19 protein-coding genes and 1 tRNA gene are annotated in these 17,882 nt (G+C 35.6%); 12 read left to right on the forward strand and 8 right to left on the reverse strand.

What is annotated here, in order from left to right:
• Window positions 1-310 precede the first annotated feature (310 nt).
• The 3 genes from ABEG11_RS10270 (at window position 311) to ABEG11_RS10280 (ending at window position 4,398) form a co-directional block, all read left to right on the forward strand.
• On the forward strand, window positions 311-1,729 hold the full coding sequence (locus tag ABEG11_RS10270) for a Gfo/Idh/MocA family protein (RefSeq protein WP_348824078.1): 1,419 nt from the start codon (window positions 311-313) through the stop codon (window positions 1,727-1,729).
• Between the two features lie 74 nt (window positions 1,730-1,803).
• Entirely contained in the window at window positions 1,804-3,012 is a 1,209-nt protein-coding gene (locus tag ABEG11_RS10275; RefSeq protein ID WP_348824079.1) for a Gfo/Idh/MocA family protein, read from the forward strand.
• A gap of 21 nt (window positions 3,013-3,033) precedes the next feature.
• Window positions 3,034-4,398: a 3-keto-disaccharide hydrolase gene (locus ABEG11_RS10280; protein WP_348824080.1), complete on the forward strand. Its 1,365-nt coding sequence runs from the start codon at window positions 3,034-3,036 to the stop codon at window positions 4,396-4,398.
• Between the two features lie 197 nt (window positions 4,399-4,595).
• On the opposite strand, the gene ABEG11_RS10285 is transcribed toward ABEG11_RS10280, so the two are convergent.
• Window positions 4,596-4,838 (reverse strand): GIY-YIG nuclease family protein, encoded by a 243-nt coding sequence (locus tag ABEG11_RS10285; RefSeq protein WP_348824081.1) that lies wholly within the window; start codon window positions 4,836-4,838, stop codon window positions 4,596-4,598.
• 96 nt (window positions 4,839-4,934) lie between these two features.
• Window positions 4,935-5,009 (reverse strand) — tRNA-Pro (locus ABEG11_RS10290).
• A 227-nt stretch (window positions 5,010-5,236) separates the two neighbouring features.
• Between ABEG11_RS10290 and ABEG11_RS10295 the strand changes: the two genes are divergently transcribed.
• The 8 genes from ABEG11_RS10295 (at window position 5,237) to trxB (ending at window position 11,473) form a co-directional block, all read left to right on the forward strand.
• Window positions 5,237-5,905 carry a MarR family winged helix-turn-helix transcriptional regulator gene (locus ABEG11_RS10295; RefSeq protein WP_348824082.1) on the forward strand — a complete coding sequence of 223 codons (669 nt, stop codon included), beginning with the start codon at window positions 5,237-5,239 and terminating at the stop codon, window positions 5,903-5,905.
• A gap of 44 nt (window positions 5,906-5,949) precedes the next feature.
• Window positions 5,950-7,461 (forward strand): bifunctional phytoene desaturase/3,4-desaturase, encoded by a 1,512-nt coding sequence (gene crtID, locus ABEG11_RS10300; RefSeq protein ID WP_348824083.1) that lies wholly within the window; start codon window positions 5,950-5,952, stop codon window positions 7,459-7,461.
• On the forward strand, window positions 7,442-8,281 hold the full coding sequence (locus ABEG11_RS10305) for a phytoene/squalene synthase family protein (RefSeq protein ID WP_348824084.1): 840 nt from the start codon (window positions 7,442-7,444) through the stop codon (window positions 8,279-8,281). The genes crtID and ABEG11_RS10305 overlap by 20 nt, the downstream gene beginning before the upstream one ends.
• Window positions 8,282-8,339: 58 nt before the next feature.
• On the forward strand, window positions 8,340-8,732 hold the full coding sequence (locus ABEG11_RS10310) for a hypothetical protein (RefSeq protein WP_348824085.1): 393 nt from the start codon (window positions 8,340-8,342) through the stop codon (window positions 8,730-8,732).
• A 6-nt stretch (window positions 8,733-8,738) separates the two neighbouring features.
• The gene (locus tag ABEG11_RS10315) at window positions 8,739-9,209 is read left to right on the forward strand and encodes an SRPBCC family protein (RefSeq protein ID WP_348824086.1); all 471 of its coding nucleotides are present in this window, start codon (window positions 8,739-8,741) and stop codon (window positions 9,207-9,209) included.
• Entirely contained in the window at window positions 9,206-9,655 is a 450-nt protein-coding gene (locus ABEG11_RS10320; protein ID WP_348824087.1) for a sterol desaturase family protein, read from the forward strand. Before ABEG11_RS10315 ends, ABEG11_RS10320 begins: the two co-directional genes overlap by 4 nt.
• Window positions 9,652-10,335: a lycopene cyclase domain-containing protein gene (locus ABEG11_RS10325; protein ID WP_348824088.1), complete on the forward strand. Its 684-nt coding sequence runs from the start codon at window positions 9,652-9,654 to the stop codon at window positions 10,333-10,335. The genes ABEG11_RS10320 and ABEG11_RS10325 overlap by 4 nt, the downstream gene beginning before the upstream one ends.
• Window positions 10,336-10,525: 190 nt before the next feature.
• Complete coding sequence (gene trxB / locus ABEG11_RS10330; RefSeq protein ID WP_348824089.1) at window positions 10,526-11,473, forward strand: thioredoxin-disulfide reductase; 948 nt, start codon at window positions 10,526-10,528, stop codon at window positions 11,471-11,473.
• Window positions 11,474-11,540: 67 nt separating this feature from the next.
• Here the strand turns inward: trxB and ABEG11_RS10335 are convergent, their stop codons facing one another.
• The 6 genes from ABEG11_RS10335 to ABEG11_RS10360 all read right to left on the reverse strand — a co-directional run bounded on the left by ABEG11_RS10335 (window position 11,541) and on the right by ABEG11_RS10360 (window position 16,899).
• A complete protein-coding gene (locus ABEG11_RS10335) occupies window positions 11,541-12,374 on the reverse strand; it encodes a GIN domain-containing protein (protein WP_348824090.1) in 834 nt (277 codons plus the stop codon).
• 84 nt (window positions 12,375-12,458) lie between these two features.
• On the reverse strand, window positions 12,459-13,199 hold the full coding sequence (locus ABEG11_RS10340) for a head GIN domain-containing protein (RefSeq protein ID WP_348824091.1): 741 nt from the start codon (window positions 13,197-13,199) through the stop codon (window positions 12,459-12,461).
• Window positions 13,200-13,210: 11 nt separating this feature from the next.
• Window positions 13,211-14,275 (reverse strand): M23 family metallopeptidase, encoded by a 1,065-nt coding sequence (locus tag ABEG11_RS10345; RefSeq protein ID WP_348824092.1) that lies wholly within the window; start codon window positions 14,273-14,275, stop codon window positions 13,211-13,213.
• A 6-nt stretch (window positions 14,276-14,281) separates the two neighbouring features.
• Window positions 14,282-16,009, reverse strand: a complete 1,728-nt coding sequence (locus ABEG11_RS10350) for a PspC domain-containing protein (RefSeq protein ID WP_348824093.1) — start codon at window positions 16,007-16,009, stop codon at window positions 14,282-14,284.
• Window positions 16,010-16,015: 6 nt separating this feature from the next.
• The gene (locus ABEG11_RS10355; RefSeq protein WP_100841875.1) at window positions 16,016-16,345 is read right to left on the reverse strand and encodes a PadR family transcriptional regulator; all 330 of its coding nucleotides are present in this window, start codon (window positions 16,343-16,345) and stop codon (window positions 16,016-16,018) included.
• Window positions 16,346-16,443: 98 nt separating this feature from the next.
• A complete protein-coding gene (locus ABEG11_RS10360; RefSeq protein WP_348824094.1) occupies window positions 16,444-16,899 on the reverse strand; it encodes a DUF4870 domain-containing protein in 456 nt (151 codons plus the stop codon).
• Window positions 16,900-17,271: 372 nt separating this feature from the next.
• On the opposite strand from ABEG11_RS10360, the gene ABEG11_RS10365 reads away from it, so the two are divergent.
• The gene (locus ABEG11_RS10365) at window positions 17,272-17,724 is read left to right on the forward strand and encodes a DUF4442 domain-containing protein (protein WP_348824095.1); all 453 of its coding nucleotides are present in this window, start codon (window positions 17,272-17,274) and stop codon (window positions 17,722-17,724) included.
• Window positions 17,725-17,882: the final 158 nt, after the last annotated feature.

Genomic DNA, 17,882 nt, shown 5'->3' on the forward strand with positions numbered 1-17,882 from the left:
TGGAGTCATATATAATTCTTAGACTACAAATTTCTGATTTTATTTTGACATTCCTCCCCAGGTTTTGTTCTTGATCCCAAAACACTTTTGGATCAAGAACACTTTTTATTAAACTTCTGCCTAGGGACTTCGCATTTGGGATTATTACTTCCGTCTTTTCCGTTTATACATTTAGCAGGCCTTCCAGTTGTATGCAGTTTTAGTGCTAACAGCTTGTTTTATTAAAATATACGAGTCGGTTTGATTGCTTTAAAAGTATTAATTGCTATATTTAGACGGAACAATTCTTTAACTTAATAATTTGTATTATATGTTTAATAATGATTATTCAAGAAGAAAATTTTTAAGGGATACATTACTGGCATCGGTGGCGATTGCAACGCCCGATTTGCTGATGGATGCCAGCCGGGCTTTTGGGAGTACTGATAAGGTTAATCTCGCTTGTGTTGGTATTGGTAATCGAGGTGCAGAAATAATCAAGGCTTTATATGCTACAGGACTGGCCAATATCGTGGCACTTTGTGATGTAGATATGGAAGCACCGCATACATTGGATATCCTGAAAATGTTTCCTGATGTTCCAAGATTTAAAGATTTTAGGCAGATGTTCGATAAAATGAGTAATCAGATTGAGGCAGTTTCCATTGGAACACCTGATTTTTCTCATTTTCCCATAACCATGATGGCTATTGGGCTAGGTAAGCACGTTTATGTTGAAAAACCAATGGCACGTACCTTTAACGAAGTAGAATTGATGATGAAGGCTGCAGAGAAATATCCCAAAGTTGTAACGCAAATGGGCAATCAAGGACATTCAGAGGAAAATTATTTTCAGTTTAAAGCATGGAAAGAAGCTGGTGTAATTAAAGATGTAACTGCCATTACTGCGCACATGAATTCGCCAAGAAGATGGCATAAATGGAATCCAAAAATTAGTTCATTTCCTACTGCGGAGCCAATTCCATCAACGCTCGATTGGGATCTTTGGCAGATGCATACCCAGGGGCATGCGTTTAATAAAGATTTTGTAAATGGACAATGGAGATGCTGGTTCGATTTCGGCATGGGTGCATTGGGCGATTGGGGTGCACATATTCTTGATGCCGCACATCAATTTCTTGAACTAGGACTTCCATACGAAGTTGATCCATTGAAATTAGAAGGGCACAATAGTTTTTTCTATCCAATGTCTACTACGCTTTCATTCAAATTTCCCAAACGTGGTGATATGCCTCCGGTTGAAGTAAAGTGGTATGATGGGGTTGATAACCTTCCTCCAATACCTGCGGGCTATGGAGTACAAGGTCTGGATCCTAATATTCCGCCACCCAGTAACGGTGCTATTGAACCGGCTAAACTCAATCCTGGCAAAATCTTTTATAGCAAAGAACTGATATTTAAAGGAGGCTCACATGGAAGTACTTTGTCAATTATTCCCGAAGAAAAAGCAAAGGAAATGGCTTCTAATTTGCCTAATGTTCCTCTGAGTACTTCTAATCATTTTGCCAACTTCCTCAAAGCATGTAAAGGTGAAGAGCAGACACGTTCACCTTTTGCAATTGCGGGTCCGCTAAGCCAAGTATTTTGTCTTGGCGTGCTTGCTCAATGGACAGGTGAGAAAATTGTCTTTGACAGAAAAAGAAAAATCATTACAAGCAGTAAAAATGCGAATCAATTACTGGCTGGTCCACCACCACGCAAAGGATGGGAGGAGTATTATAGAGTATAGTGGCTTGCTCTTCCAATTACAAATAGTCAAATAAATCACACATTTTTATTTAAAAATTTATAATCTGCATAATTATGAAGCGCAGAAATTTTATCCGTCAAACTGGATTGTTTACCGCAGGTCTGCTATTGCATCAGCAGATGGTTCAAGCCTATTCTTTGGCCGAAACGGCAAAAATCATTTCCATTGGAATAATTGGCTGTGGAGACCGGGGCAATGGTCTTGGCAGTGTAATTAACAGTATGCCCGAAGCGTTTCAATTGAAAGCTGTGTGCGATGTGATGCCTTTTCGGCTGGAGCAGGCTAAGAAATTAGAAAGGCAAAATAATAACAGCTATGAAAAAGATTATCGAAAACTTCTGGACGATAAAACAATTGATGCTGTAATTATTGCCACGCCTCTATACAATCATTATGAAATTGCCGCTGCTGCTATTCGAGCAGGCAAGCATGTATATTTAGAAAAAACAATGACTTATAATGCTGAACAAGCACTTGCATTGGCAGCATTGGCTAAGCAGTATCCTAAGCAGGTTTTGCAGGTAGGGCATCAATATCGGTACACGCCGCTTTATTTTAAAGTAAAAGAAATGATCGACAAAGGCTATCTAGGCAAAGTAACACAAATTGACTGCCGATGGGATCGTAATGCCAATTGGCGTCGGCCTGTGCCTGCAGGCTGCACCGATCGGCAGGTTAATTGGCGCATGTACAAAGAATATTCCGGGGGACTGCCAGCTGAGCTTTTATCGCATCAGGTTGATTTTATTAATTGGGCTTTTGACACTCATCCAGATGAAATATTAGGTGTTGGCGGTATTGATTATTACAAGGATGGAAGAGAAACTTTTGACAACGTACAAGCTATGCTTCGATACAGTAATAAAGGTATGATTGGGAATTTTGGAGCCACTTGTGCTAATGAAAAGGACGGATATCTTTTTAAATTAAAGGGAACAAAAGGAACCATTGAATTACTGATGAACGATGGTCTTTTTTTTCCGGAAAAGAAAGCAATGAGCGAACTTGAAACTGTTGATGGTGTTAGCGGAGCTTCAAAAATTGAATGGAACAAAGAGGGTGGTATTCCGATACTCAAAGAAAAATCAAAAGATGGGAGCTGGTATGCCTTTCAGGAATTTTACAAAACTATTACAACCCATTCCAGGCCTGTATCAAATGTCATTACGGGTGCGACAACGGCTTTTTGCGTGCACATGATGAATACATCAATGTATAATAATACCATTGAAAAATGGAATGATGCATATAATTTGATTTAAAAATGAAAGACATTTTGCCTTATGAAAAACTTGCTAATTACATTTCTGTTTATTGCTGCCAGCAGTATCGCCCAAAACAAAGATTGGAAGCCTTTATTTGATGGTAAGAGCCTTAACGGCTGGAAACAAATGACAGGTTCGGCTCCTTACACAGTAGAGGACGGCATGATCATTGGAACTACGATTGATAATTCCCCTAATTCATTTTTGGTGAGTGATCAAAAATTCAGTGGTGATTTTGTATTAGAGTTGGAAACCATGCTGTCAGATGCAAATACCAATTCGGGTGTGCAGTTCAAAAGTAATTTTGATGCAAAAGCCAATAATGGGAAAGGGCGTGTGTATGGCTATCAATACGAATTGGATCCTTCGGAACGAAAATGGAGCGGAGGTATTTATGATGAAGGCAGAAGAGAATGGTTGTATCCAGGATCATATAATCCCAAAGGGCAGCAGCTTTTTACTCTGAACGTTTTTCACAAAATCCGTATTGAATGTCTTGGAAACACAATAAAAACCTGGATGGATGGAGTGCCGGTTTCCTTCGTTGCAGATTCTTTAACTGCAAATGAAGGGCTTCTTGCCTTGCAGGTACATTCCATTGGCAAGCCAGAGCATGCCGGTATTAAAATATGCTGGAAGAATATCCGCATTCAGACCAGGAATATAAAACAGCTTCCTTTTCCAAAAGGTATATATGCAGTTAACATGGTACCTAATACACTTAGTTCCTACGAACGGGAAAGTGGATGGAAATTATTATTTGATGGAAAAAGCAGTGCGGGCTGGATAGGTGCCGGCAAAAAGGCTTTTCCTGAAAAAGGATGGGAGGTAAAAGACGGCATTTTAAAAGTATTATCATCTTCTGGAGGTGAATCTGCAAATGGAGGAGATATTGTGACCCAAGATCAATACAGTTCGTTTGATCTTTCGCTCGATTTTAAATTATCTAAAGGAGCTAATAGCGGTATAAAATATTTTGTTACACTAAAGGAACAAAACAGTGGTTCTGCCATTGGACCAGAATACCAACTGCTTGACGATACACTGCACCCAGATGCAAAACTGGGTCGTGATGGCAATCGAACACTAGCATCTTTATACGACCTTATCAAGTCACAAAAAACACCACGATTTTTTAAGCAGTCTGGTAATTGGAATACGGCTCGCATTGTTGTTTATCCAAATAACCATGTAGAGCATTATCTTAATGGTATTAAAGTATTAGAATATGATCGCGGATCTCAGGCTTTCCGTGATTTGGTTTCTGTCAGCAAATACAAGGTGTGGCCTAATTTTGGTGAAGCATTAGAAGGGCATATTCTGCTTCAGGATCACGGAAATGAGGTGAGCTTTAGGAGTATAAAGATCAGAAAGCTGCCTTAAAATCTTATATGTATGGTCTTGACAAATTTTCAGTATAAGTATTTGTATCTGATACTTAATTGGGATTAATAATTATCCTGTTTCCCGCAAAAAAAGCCGAACATTGCTATTCGGCTTTTTGTCGGGGTGGCAGGATTCGAACCTGCGGTCTTCCCGCCATAAGCGGGACGCGATAACCGGGCTCCAGCTGTTTTAATTTAAGAAACCAATATCTTCAAGATATCTTTTGGTACTTCTTTTTTTTTTATTTTTTGTTCTAAAAGCATTGCTTCGGAACGAGTTGAAACTTCAATACTATAAATCAAATCCCAAGGTTTACCATTTTTAGTTGACAAACTTAATCCTGAATTGTGTCTTTGCAGTCTATTTTGAATATTATTAGTTTGACCGGTATAATATTTTAAAGAACTTTTGCTGAATAAGATATATACAGTGTACATGAATAATTGGATTTAGCTGTCGTTTTTTTAGTTTAATCAGTCTCGATAATCAATTTTTTCCACAAAAAAAGCCGAACATTGCTGTTCGGCTTTTTGTCGGGGTGGCAGGATTCGAACCTGCGGCCTCCTGCTCCCAAAGCAGGCGCGATAACCGGGCTACGCTACACCCCGTAAAGCGTGTGCAAATATAAGGCTTATTTCTGCTTTTCAAAGTAAAAAAGTAAAATAATTTAAAATTTTGTTTCAAGTAAAAGAGAATTAGGTTATTAGTCTTATATTTATTTGATATAAGTGTAAAAATATACTATTTTGATTGAATAAAGAATGAATAATTTGTTTTTATGTAATATTTAGTATATTTGTATTCTTTATTGAGATTTTTTTTTAAATAATTTTTTATGAATTACACTTTACTCAAAGATGTTGTAGATCTGGTGCAGGAATTTGAAGAAGCGAATAGTGATTGCAATTCCTTCACAAATGATTTGAAAGGATTCAAGGAATGGATTTGCAGTAAATGCGAAAATAATTTACAGAATCAGGAACCTGAATGGGAAGGAAAAGAAAATGGAAGAAGTCCTGAAAGTGTCATTAATACGTTAATTGTGCACATGAATCGATACGCAAAATCATATTCCAAGTCTGCAATTTATGGTTCTGAATTTTCGACTCAGGAGGATTTTATTTATCTGATTAATCTAAAAGCTTTTGGTTCGATGTCGAAAATGGAATTGATTAAAAAGAATATTCAAGACAAACCCACAGGCATGAAAGTGATAGAGCGATTGATTCAGAAAGACTGGGTCGGTCAGGCTGATTCTGAATTTGATAAAAGAAGTAAAGTGATAACCATTACAGATAATGGCAGGATGGCTTTGGAACAGCAAATGGATAAAATCAGGCAGGCTACTAATGTTGTAACTGGAGATTTAAGCAGTATTGAAAAGCTGCAGTTAATTAGTCTGCTCCAAAAACTGGATCATTTTCATAAGCCTTTTTACGATAAAAATTCGGATTCCTCACAGCTTTTGAATATTGCATACGATGCTTATTTAAAAGCAATTTAGCTAAAAAATAATCAGGCTATTATCAAGAAACTATAAAAGAAACTATGGATAACTCAAATAAAAAAATGACTATTGCTGTAATTGGCGGAGGAATTTCGGGGCTTTCGGCAGCGGCCTATCTTGCCCAAGCGGGTCATCATGTTCATATTTTCGAAAAACATGACAAACCCGGCGGCAGAGCCAGGCAATTTACTACAGATAATGGTTTTACTTTTGATATGGGACCGAGCTGGTATTGGATGCCGGATATTATAGAGAGTTTTTTTAACGATTTTGATTGCAAGGCTTCTGATTTTTTTGAATTGGTTGCCCTGAATCCTCAATTCGAAATGATTTTTTCAGATATGAAAATGGCTGTCCCTGAATCTTTTCAGGAGATGAAAGCTTTGTTTGAAAGTCTAGAAAAAGGGGCTGGAGGAAAATTGGATCGTTTCATGAATGCCGCACAGTATAAATACGAGGTTGGCATGAAGGACTTTGTTCAAAAACCCTGTCACAGCTGGCTGGAATTTATATCTCCTAAAATTGCTTCGAGTGCATTAAAATTGGATTTGCTCACTAATTTCAGATCGTATGTAGCCAAGAGTTTTAAAAATCAGAAACTGAGAACATTGATGGAATTTCCAGTCATATTTCTTGGGGCTTCGCCAAAGGATATCCCGGCTTTATACAGTTTGATGAATTATGGAGGCTATAAATTAGGGACTTGGTACCCAATGGGAGGTTTTTACCAATTGGTTTTGGCAATGCAGAAAGTTGCTGAATCACAAGGTGCTTTTATTCATTTTAATCGGACGGTAGATAAAATTATCACCGAGAAAGGTAAAGTCAGCTCGCTGCTTATCAATGGCAAAAATTATGAATTTGATGCGGTAGTGGCTTCATCAGATTATCATCATTCTGAAACATTGCTTGAAGAAGCGGAACGAAATTATTCTGAATCGTACTGGAAGAAAAGGACTTTTGCACCTTCCTGCCTGATTTATTATTTGGGTTTCAAAGAAAAAATACCGAATCTGAAACATCATACACTGTTTTTTGAAAATGATCTGGATACCCATATTGATGCTATTTATGGAGATAAAAGATGGCCTGAAAAACCGTTGTTTTATGCCTGCTGTCCCTCAAAAACAGATCCAGATGTGGCACCGCCGGAAGGTGAAAATCTTTTTTTGCTGATGCCTTTAGCCATTGGGATAGACGATGCCGAATCCAAGAGAGAAGAATATTTGACAGCAATGATCAAGCGGGTCGAAAGCCATACGGGAACTCAAAATCTGCAGTCTAAAATAGTGTATAAAAAAAGCTATTGCGTGTCTGATTTTGCCAGTGATTATAATGCATATGGAGGCAATGCTTATGGATTAGCCAATACGCTTTCACAAACCGCAGTTTTGAAACCAAAAATTAAAAATAAAAAAATACAGAATTTATTTTATACGGGACAATTAACGGTGCCAGGACCTGGTGTTCCGCCTTCTATCATATCTGGAAAAATCGTAGCAACAGAAGTAAATCAATTAAAAAGGCATAAAGATGAAAAAGTTATTCGATGAATTGTCTTATGAGGTAAGCAAAAAGACAACTAAAAAGTACAGCACCAGTTTTTCTCTCGGGATTTTGGCACTGAAACCGTCAATTAGGCCTGCGATTTATGCCATTTATGGTTTTGTACGATTGGCAGATGAGATAGTGGACAGTTTTCATGATTTTGATAAAAAAACACTTTTGATGAGGTTCAAGAAAGAAACTCAGGTTGCTTTGTACGAAAAAATATCGCTCAATCCAATCCTGCAGTCATTTCAGGATACAGTGCATAAATATCAGATAGATTACAGTCTGATTAATCAATTTATGCATAGTATGGAAATGGATTTGGAAAAGATGGATTACAATTCTGATCTGTACAAAGAATACATTTACGGCTCAGCCGAAGTGGTGGGGCTGATGTGTCTTCAGGTTTTTACCAATGGTGATAAAGAAAAATATGAAAAGCTGAAACCATCTGCCATGAAGCTGGGTTCTGCTTTTCAAAAGGTCAATTTTTTACGGGATCTTAACGAAGATTACAAGACTTTAGGACGAACTTATTTTCCTAATATTGACATGAATGTTTTTGATAATAGGGTAAAGAAAGCAATTGAAAACGAAATTGAAGTTGAATTCAAAGAAGCTCTGGCAGGTATAAAAATGCTGCCTGCTACTTCAAAATTCGGTGTATATTTAGCCTACCGTTATTATTTGTCTTTGTTTAAAAAAATAAAAAGAACCGCAGCCGAAAATATTCTGCAGGAGCGTATCCGTATTCCAAATTTTCAAAAAATGAATGTAATGATGCGCAGTTATGTTCGTTATAAAATTGAGTTTTTAGGATGAAAATGATAATATTTTATAGTGTTTTCTTAATTTTTACCATCAATAGTTTTGCTTTTCGATGGATTTGGATTATATTAGAAATCATTATGGGCAGGCAGTTTCGGATAAAAAACTGTGCAAAGAAATGATAAGCGGGCTGGAAAAACCCAAACTTACAAGTGTACATCTGGCTTATTTGGGCGGTTTGCAGACTATCTGGGCCAATCATGTTGTCAATCCGTTTTCTAAATTGAGTACTTTCAATAAAGGGAAAGCATCAATTGCAAAAGCAATAATGAAGGACAGCAATAATGCAGAAATCCGATTGATTCGATTCTCGGTACAAAAAAATTGCCCTGCTTTTCTCGGATATAATAAAAATATTAGTGAAGACGAGGATTTTTTGAAGAAAAACAGGGAACAGATTAACTCAATTGCCGTTTTAAAATTGTTAGATTCTGTTTTAAAATAAATACAAATGATATATCAATTATATAGAGAACAACAGCTTTGTTGCGATTTGTCTGAAGCTTGGACTTTTTTTTCCAATCCGGACAATCTTTCGGAGATTACACCAAAGAATATGGGATTTGTTGTGCTTACCAAAAATGCTGGTGATATTATTTACGAAGGAATGGAAATTGATTATACGGTTTCGCCATTATTAGGAATTCCGATGAAATGGAAAACTCATATTCTGCAGGTAGATTTTCAAAAAAGCTTTACCGATTTTCAGGCAAAAGGGCCTTACAAGTTTTGGAATCATCACCATGAATTCATTCTTAATGCTGATGGTGTTCTGATGAAAGATACGGTTGATTATGAACTGTCTTTTGGTATTTTGGGTCAGATTGCTCATTATTTATTTGTCAAAAAAAAGCTTAACGAAATCTTTGATTATCGGTTTCAATATTTGAATAAGAAGTTTAATCCAAATCAGGTCAGTTGATAAATTTTCTAATCGTAATCTTAGTATTTATTGGCATGGAAGGCGCTACCTGGCTTATCCATAAGTACGTTATGCATGGTTTTTTATGGGTTTTGCATAAGGATCATCATGACCACAGCAACGAAGGCGCATTCGAGAAAAACGATTATTTCTTTGTCATCTTTGCATTGCCGGCGATTGCATTAATGTATTTCGGTTCACTCGCAGATTTCAATTATCTGTTTTATATTGGTTTGGCAATAACATTTTATGGAATGGCTTATTTTTTTGTACACGATATTTTTATTCATCAAAGAATAAAAGTGTTACGAAATACCCAGAATCACTATTTTTTGGCACTTCGCAGGGCGCACAAACAGCATCATAAGCATTTGGGAAAGCATTTTGGTGAATGTTTTGGTTTTTTGTATGTCCCAAAGAAATATTATAAAACCAATAACAGATGAAGCCATTCACTTATTTAATGATTCTTTTCTTTACCGTCATTGTTTGTTTCATAGCTTCTTTTGATAAAAGAATTGAGTTTCATAAACATTTTTTTTCTTTCCTCAAAGCAGCTGTTGTGGTGGCAATCCCTTTTATTTTGTGGGATGTGTGGTTTACGGCGCATGGAGTCTGGTGGTTTAATTTTGATTATACCGTTGGAGTAGTTATTGCTGGTTTGCCAGTTGAGGAATGGCTGTTTTTTATCTGTATTCCATTTTCGTGTTTGTTTACTTATTTCAGCTGTGATAAATTTTTTAATTTATCCTGGACAGCCTCTTTCAATAATATGATTGTCTTTGCAAGTGTCATTGTTTGCAGTCTTGTGGCTTTATTGCATTCTGATAAAGCTTATACTTTTGTTACAGCTGTGGTTACTGTTTTTACCTTGGTTTATCTTCATTTTTTTGCGCGAGCTTCGTGGATCAGTCAGGCTTCGCTGGTGTTTTTTATCCTTATGGCGGGTTTTTTTCCAGTAAACGGAATATTGACAGGTACAGGATTAGAGTCGCCAATTGTCAATTATAACCCTGATGAATTCTTGGGAATACGCATGCTCACTATACCTATTGAAGATGCTGTTTATGGCTATAGCCAATTTTTATGGGGGATATATTTCTTTAAAATGTTCCAAAAAAAGTAAACGGCAGCTTTAAATTCTATCTAAATTTTAGCGTTTGAGAAGTTTTAGATTAGTACACGATTGGATAAACCTTTTATATTATTGAGTTTTTAAATTATCTATCCTGAGATAATAAATAGTGATAATTCTTATTTAGTTTTCCAATAATAAAAACTTATTTTTGTGCTGTTTTAAAAAAAAGAAATATACTATGTCAGATACAATTGAAAAAATAAAATGTCTTATTATAGGTTCTGGTCCTGCAGGTTATACAGCTGCTATCTATGCTGCCAGAGCTAATATGAATCCAGTATTATATCAAGGAATGCAGCCAGGAGGCCAATTGACAACAACTAATGAAGTTGAAAATTTTCCAGGTTATGTAGATGGAGTTACCGGTCCGGAAATGATGGTGCAGCTGCAGCAGCAGGCACAGCGTTTTGGAGCAGATATCCGTGATGGATGGGCAACTAAAGTTGATTTCTCTGGAGACATCCACAAAGTCTGGATCAATGATAAAATCGAATTGCATTGTGAAACCGTAATTATTTCGACAGGAGCATCTGCTAAATATTTAGGATTAGATTCGGAACAGCATTATTTGAAAATGGGCGGAGGTGTTTCTGCATGTGCAGTCTGCGATGGATTCTTTTACAGAAACCAAGAAGTAGTTATCGTTGGAGCAGGGGATTCAGCTTGTGAAGAAGCACATTATTTATCTAAATTATGTTCGAAAGTGACAATGCTTGTCCGCAGCGATAAATTCAGGGCTTCTAAAATTATGGAAGAGCGTGTCCGCAAAACAGAAAACATTTCTATTTTGATGAACCACGATACAGTTGAAATTTTAGGTGATGGGAATGTAGTAACCGGCGTGAAAGCAAAAGACAAAACAACAGGAGATATTTTTGATATTCCTGCAACTGGTTTCTTTGCTGCTATTGGGCATAAGCCAAATACGGATATTTTTAAAGATTATCTTACTCTTGATGAAACAGGATATATTGTTAACACTCCAGGAACTTCCAAAACAAATGTTGAAGGAGTTTTTGTGGCAGGAGATGCTGCGGATCATGTTTACCGTCAGGCAATTACTGCTGCAGGTACAGGATGTATGGCAGCTTTGGATGCTGAAAGATATTTAGCAGCCAAACACTAAAACTAAAAAGCATTTGTCCATAAAAAAAGTCCCATTTTGGGACTTTTTTTATGGACAAATGCTGAATCTATTTTGCTTTTTTTATCAATTGGGCTTCGCCTAAAAATTTGCGTACTTCAATTCTGGGTGTGCCTAATACATATATTTTTGACTTGTTATTTGCATCAATAATGATTGCGGTTTCGGCCATTACGGTACAAACTGCTTCATTTTCTGCGGTAACATCTGCATTTTTTATGGTGAGGTTAGAACCTGTAAATGTACTGTTATTATCTTGCCTTATAATAGCATTTTCAGCCTCGCCTTCAATGTTTGCATTTGTTTTCTGGTACATATCAAATGCCAGGTCGGTTGTAGCAATTAATGCTTTGATCTGGGCATTTTTACTCAATTGGATTTTAGACTTCTCAGCTTTCAGATTCAATTCAATTTTTGTTTTATCATCTGAAATCAAGCTGAAGTTTTTTGAATTTACATTCAGGTAGAGCTTGGCAAAATCTAATGATTTAAAAGTAATGTCGTCCAGCTGAACTGCTTCAAGAGCATTTATGATAGTAGCATTCTTAGCAGTTACCGATTTTAGATCAGTTGTATATTTGATTTTTAAAGTCAGTTTCTTAAAACTGCTGATCTCTTTTGAGGTATAGATCCTGAGTGTTTTTTCTTTAATATCAAATGAGATAACTTCCTGCAGATTGTCATCAGCTTCAATTTTTATTTCATTTTTGCCGCCTTTTTCCAGAAAAACAGTCAGGTTGTCTTCGATTTCCAATGCGGTAAATTCGCCAATTTCTACAGGTTTTTCAATAACAGTTTTAGAACCTTTTATTTTTTCTTTATTTTGGGCAAAAGCCAGATTTGCAGTCAGCAGGGCAAAGACAACAAGATGTGAATATTTCATTTTATGCGTTTTGGGTTAAATGCAAATATAAAAAAATCACCCATTTTTTGATGGATGATTTTTTGAATTTTAATCGTTTATATGTTATTCTGCATGAACACTTCCGCCAGAACTCTCTTCTTTTTCAACTGATTTTGGAGTTCTATTATAAGTGATGCTGCCACCGCTGGAAGCATCGGCTTTTAAATTAACTATTGGGGAAACAGTTGTTGATGAACCGCTTGAAGCTTTTGCAGCTACTTCATTGGCTAATAATTCGCCGGCGTTTAAAACCGAACCGCTGGAAGATGCTGTTTCTAAATGTATTGCTTTTCCATTGATATTCTGATTGCTGGCACTGCTGCTCGTGAGTTGAATGTTTTCATATTCGACAGTTGCACTTATGGATCCAGCACTCGATGAGGTAAGGTTTAAATTATTGCCTTTTAATGTCGTTTTGCTATTGATTGTTGAGGCAGATGAAGCTTCTAGCCCCTCAATAACAGGCATTTTTACAGTTATTTTTTTGGAACTGACATTAATGTAATTTCCTTTGCTGCACGAAATAACTAGTACGCCATTTTTAACTTCTGTAGTGATTTCTTTCTGCAGATTATCATCGGCTTCAACTATTATTTCTGTTTTATCCGACTGTTCAATAACCAGGTCTAAGGCATTGCTTACTTCTACATTTTTAAAATCGCCTGTAACAGTCCTTTTTTCGGTAGTTACGTGTCCGCTTCCTGTTATGGAATTGATATTGCCTAATTGATTGCAAGATCCAAAGAAAAGCGCCATCAGTGTAATGACTATGAATTTCGTAATTAATGTGATAACTTTTAGCATGATTATTGGTTTTATTTTGATTGAATAATATCACCTGTAGAAAAGGTGTGAGTTTTTACATCTTTTTTTGCAGCACCAAGAATTACATAATAATCATTGAAATAGGAAGGCAATCCTTCTGCTTGGTGATCGATAGAATTTCGGACTTCAAAATGCAAATGAGGAAAGAAAGAGCTTCCAGAAGTTCCAACATTGGCAATTTTTTGTCCCTTTTTTACTTTGTCTCCTACTTTTAGTCCTGTTGCACTTTGGTTTTTCAGATGTCCATACATACTATACACTTTTTCGCTGTGTTTCAGAACAATATAATTTCCGTATAAAGTTAATGGATTTTCTTTTAATGAGGGAATGTCAAATTTTTTATCATCTTCTTTATTTGTTTCTATGGCAGCAATTTCTCCATCGGCTACTGCCAGGACTTTTGCCCCAAAACCAAACCAGTCTGTATTGTTTTCTCCTTTTCCAATAAATTTTCTGCCTTCTGAATCAACTATTGCAAAATCATAAGCGTACCTCATAAAATTGCCTTTGAATCCTAATTGTTTAATAAATGCAAATTCATAATCAAAGCGTCGGTGATGAGAGTAAAAATCATGTCCATCGTAAACCAGTATTCTGTTTTTCAGTGGCAGGCTAAACGCTCCTTTTTGTTCATAATCAGCAGGGATGATGGTTTTTTTGATTGCAATGCTGTCGTTAAATGTAAAGGTATATTCTAATTTATCAGTCAATAGGTTTACATCTGGGAACGGATTAAAAATTAGCCTGGTTGAAACACTATTCCATTCAATGTTTGGAATAGTGTTTATACTTGGAGCTGTACCATTATTATCCAAAAATCTTTGCTGGATAATTTTGTTGTATCTGTCAAAAGAAACTGCTTCAATTCTGGTTAATTTAAGACTGTCTTTTGATTGGTTTTCTATTACAAAATCAAAATTCAGACTATAACCCTCGCTGATTTTTTCTTTGACAGGATGTTCTGGCTTGCATTCGATTTTAAGCGTGTTTTGGGCATCGATATGTAAAACTGAAATCCCAAAAACAAGCACTGCAAAAAATGGCACGGTTTTCATGGGTGCTTATTCAGTTTTTATTATAATTCCATCTTTATTGATTTTCAATTCCTTGAAATTCTTTTTTGTTTTTACAACCGAATCACTTTCTATAGTAACGCCGTTTTCATTGATGGTTACATTACTCTCGTTAGTATCATTATCAGAGTCATCGTTTTCATTGTAATCATCTGGGCAATTCAGGCATTTTATTTTATCATCACCAACTCTAAAAACATCGCTGCTTGATTCTGGATGCCATAAAAAGAAATCACCATCAGTACGGTCATAATTTTCCATAGAATCGTGTGGTTTAATTAAAGTGCCAACTGGTAAGAATATTGTGATTTCTATTTCCTGATCGCGGAATTTGTTTTTTGCATCAGTAATCAGATAATTGTCAAAGATCAACTGGCTGCCTACAATTTTATAGCTGTATTTTATAGCATCTGCTCTTTTCTTAGCTTCAGATAATGAAGTGCCTTTAGCTTCTTTTTCGATTTGAATGTATCCATATTTTTCATCAGATTTTTCTATTCTCATGCTTACTTCATTAGAGTAAATAATATCATTGCCCAATGAATCCTTGGTAATCATGAATGTGTTTCGGTCATCGACATCTTTTGCAAAATAATCATTATGCTTAAATTTTATTAAAAGCGTATCGGAAGGTTTTAAGTTTAGAGTTTCTTTTTGAACAGTTCGTCCGTTTACGGCAAATGCTGTAGCTTGCTTGATTGCGATAGAGATTGCTAATGAAAGAGCGATTAACCAAACTCCTAGCAAAGTATATTTTACAATGTTTCCGACAGAGTTCATATTAGGAGCTAATAATTTGAAACCTAATAAAGTCATGAAAAAGAACGGAATACCAACTGCCAAGAACATAATTAAGCCGAAAACCCATATTGGATAATCTGTAAAGTTGCCTGCTTCTACAAAATTCTGCCAAGGAAATTCCATAGAAACGCTGGTTCCCAATGTAAATACCCCAATAAAAAGAAATACCAATACTGTTAAGCCTCCCATTATTAAAATCACTCCAAGCAGTTTAGCAAAAATTTTAAAAAGGGTCATTATGAAATCACTAAATGAGTTTCCTAATTTCTCTGCTCCTGTTTTTATCTGGTTGCCATATTTATCATAGTCTACGTTTTTAAACTTTCCAGAAACATTTTCGTACTCTTCACGTACTTTTTTCTCAATGTTTGAGATGGTTACCGGTTCTCCCGTCATTTCCAGTTTTTCGGAGGTTGTTACTGCTTCTGGAGTAACAATCCAAAGAATAATATAAGCCAGAATTCCAGTTCCAAATCCAGCAAAAACAAATATCAGGAACATGATTTTTAACCAGACTGCGTCAATCCCAAAATAGTGTCCTAAACCTGTTGCCACACCACCAATCATTCCGTTTTCTTTATCACGGTACAATTTTTTTGTAGATCTTGGAGCCGAATAATCATTAGCAGTATTGCTTGTTGGGCCATCTTCTTCAATAATGTAATCTTCCGGCTGTCCCATAACAGCTATAACTTCGTCAACTTCTCTGATGGTAACTACGTGTTTTTCAGTTTTTTGTTTCTCTGTCAGTAATTCCGAAACTCTCATTTCGATATCCTTAATGATTTCTTCCTGTCCAGATGATTTTGAAAGCGATCGTTTTATAGCATCAAAATAACGTGTTAGCTTTTGGTATGCATCTTCATCAATATGGAAGAACATTCCGCCTAAATTTATATTTACTGTTTTGTTCATGACTTTTTAGTTTTGGTTGGTTATCAAATTTACGGCATTAGACAATTCAGTCCATGTGCCATCAAGTTCTTTCAAAAAGGTTTGTCCTATCTCGGTCAATCCATAGTATTTTCGTGGTGGTCCCGATGTGGATTCCTCCCAGCGGTAGTTGAGCAATCCATCATTTTTTAATCGGGTCAAGAGCGGATAAATGGTTCCCTCTACGACCAATAATTTAGCGTCTTTCAAAGTGTCTAATATTTCTGAAGTATAAGCGTCTTTTTCTTTTAATACGGATAAGATACAAAACTCAAGAACACCTTTACGCATCTGGGCTTTTGTGTTTTCAATGTTCATAATTTTTAAATTTGAGTTGATTTGATTTGTTGATTAATTTGTTCATTTTTTGATTGATGATTGATGATTGGTGATTGGTGATTGATGATTGAATGGTATTATTTTAAAAAAGGAATTGTCAAAGGATATGTATATCTTTCTCCATTAGAAGCTTTTACCGAAGCATAAATGATTAAAAAGAATTCGGTAACCTTGATCGCAGCAATTGCAAAAAGAGCCAAAGCACCTATTGTCAGTAAACCTATGCTGTTTCCATAATCGAAATGATCAAAAATGATGTCATCATTATTTATCAATTCGTTAAAAGAAATGTTTCTCAAAACAGTAAACAAAAACATAGGTATTGCAATCATAGCCAGGATCAGTGAATAAATCAAAACACTCAATTGAAAATTCAGCACTTGCTTGCCATTATGATCTACAAATTCTGATTCGTCTTTTTTTGATGTCCAAAGTATGATTGGAAAAATATAATTACCAAAAGGTATAATATATTGACTAAATGTACTCAAGTGTGTAAGTGCTGCAATTTTGTTTTCAGTTGAAGTTTCCATGATTTGATTTCGTTTTTTGATTGATGATTGATTTAAAAATTAGCTAATTGATTTACCTAGTAATTTCTTATGCAAATATATGTTCAAAAGCGAGTATCTTGTATCGCATAGTAGTGTATATTAACATAATATTAACAAAAACATACTATTTTGAAGCTAAATACTTATATATAAACTTGATATTTTACAAAGTCTGCTTTGCTTCTTGCATTAAAGATTGTATTGAAAAGCATTTGGTTAAAGTAGTTTTAGTATTCAATTGGGTTGCTTTTTTACTAACCTTTTTATACTTAATAGCAGAACTGTTTTTAAACCATTGTTTTTATATGTACGCATAGTATTTTTTGTATTTTAGCATAAAAAAAGGAACTTATGGAATTGACGGTATCAAAATTGAATCGCTTTGTGTTTTTTAAACTGCCTTCGGCATTTATATGTGGAATACGCGTGAAGTCTATAGATAAAAACCAGTGTGTAGTAACAGTGAAACATCGATGGATTAATCAGAATCCTTTTAATTCTATGTATTTTGCTGTGCAGGCAATGGCTGCTGAGCTGACGACTGGTGCAATGGTTATTGATAAAATTCAAAATAGCGGCAAAAAAATATCAATGCTTGTCGCTAATAATAAATCTAATTTTTCCAAAAAGGCCACTGGTCGGATTACTTTTGTATGCAAAGATGGCCATTTAATCGAAGATGCTATTCAAAAAACAATTGCAGATGGAGAAGGCCAGACATTCTGGATGAAGTCTATTGGAACAAATGAGCAAGGCGTGCAGGTTTCTGAAATGGATTTTGAGTGGAGTGTTAGATTGAAATAATTTTTTACTTTTTTACAATAAAAAAAGCTTCGTTGTCTTAAAACGAAGCTTTTTTGATATAAGGCATGGTGAATTAATAATTATGAATAGAAAACAACCTTAAATTCTCACTTTTTTTGAGTTGTATTCTTTGGGGCTAGAATAAAAAACTGATGTCA

Source organism: Flavobacterium aestuarii, assembly GCF_040049115.1.
Taxonomy (GTDB): domain Bacteria; phylum Bacteroidota; class Bacteroidia; order Flavobacteriales; family Flavobacteriaceae; genus Flavobacterium; species Flavobacterium aestuarii.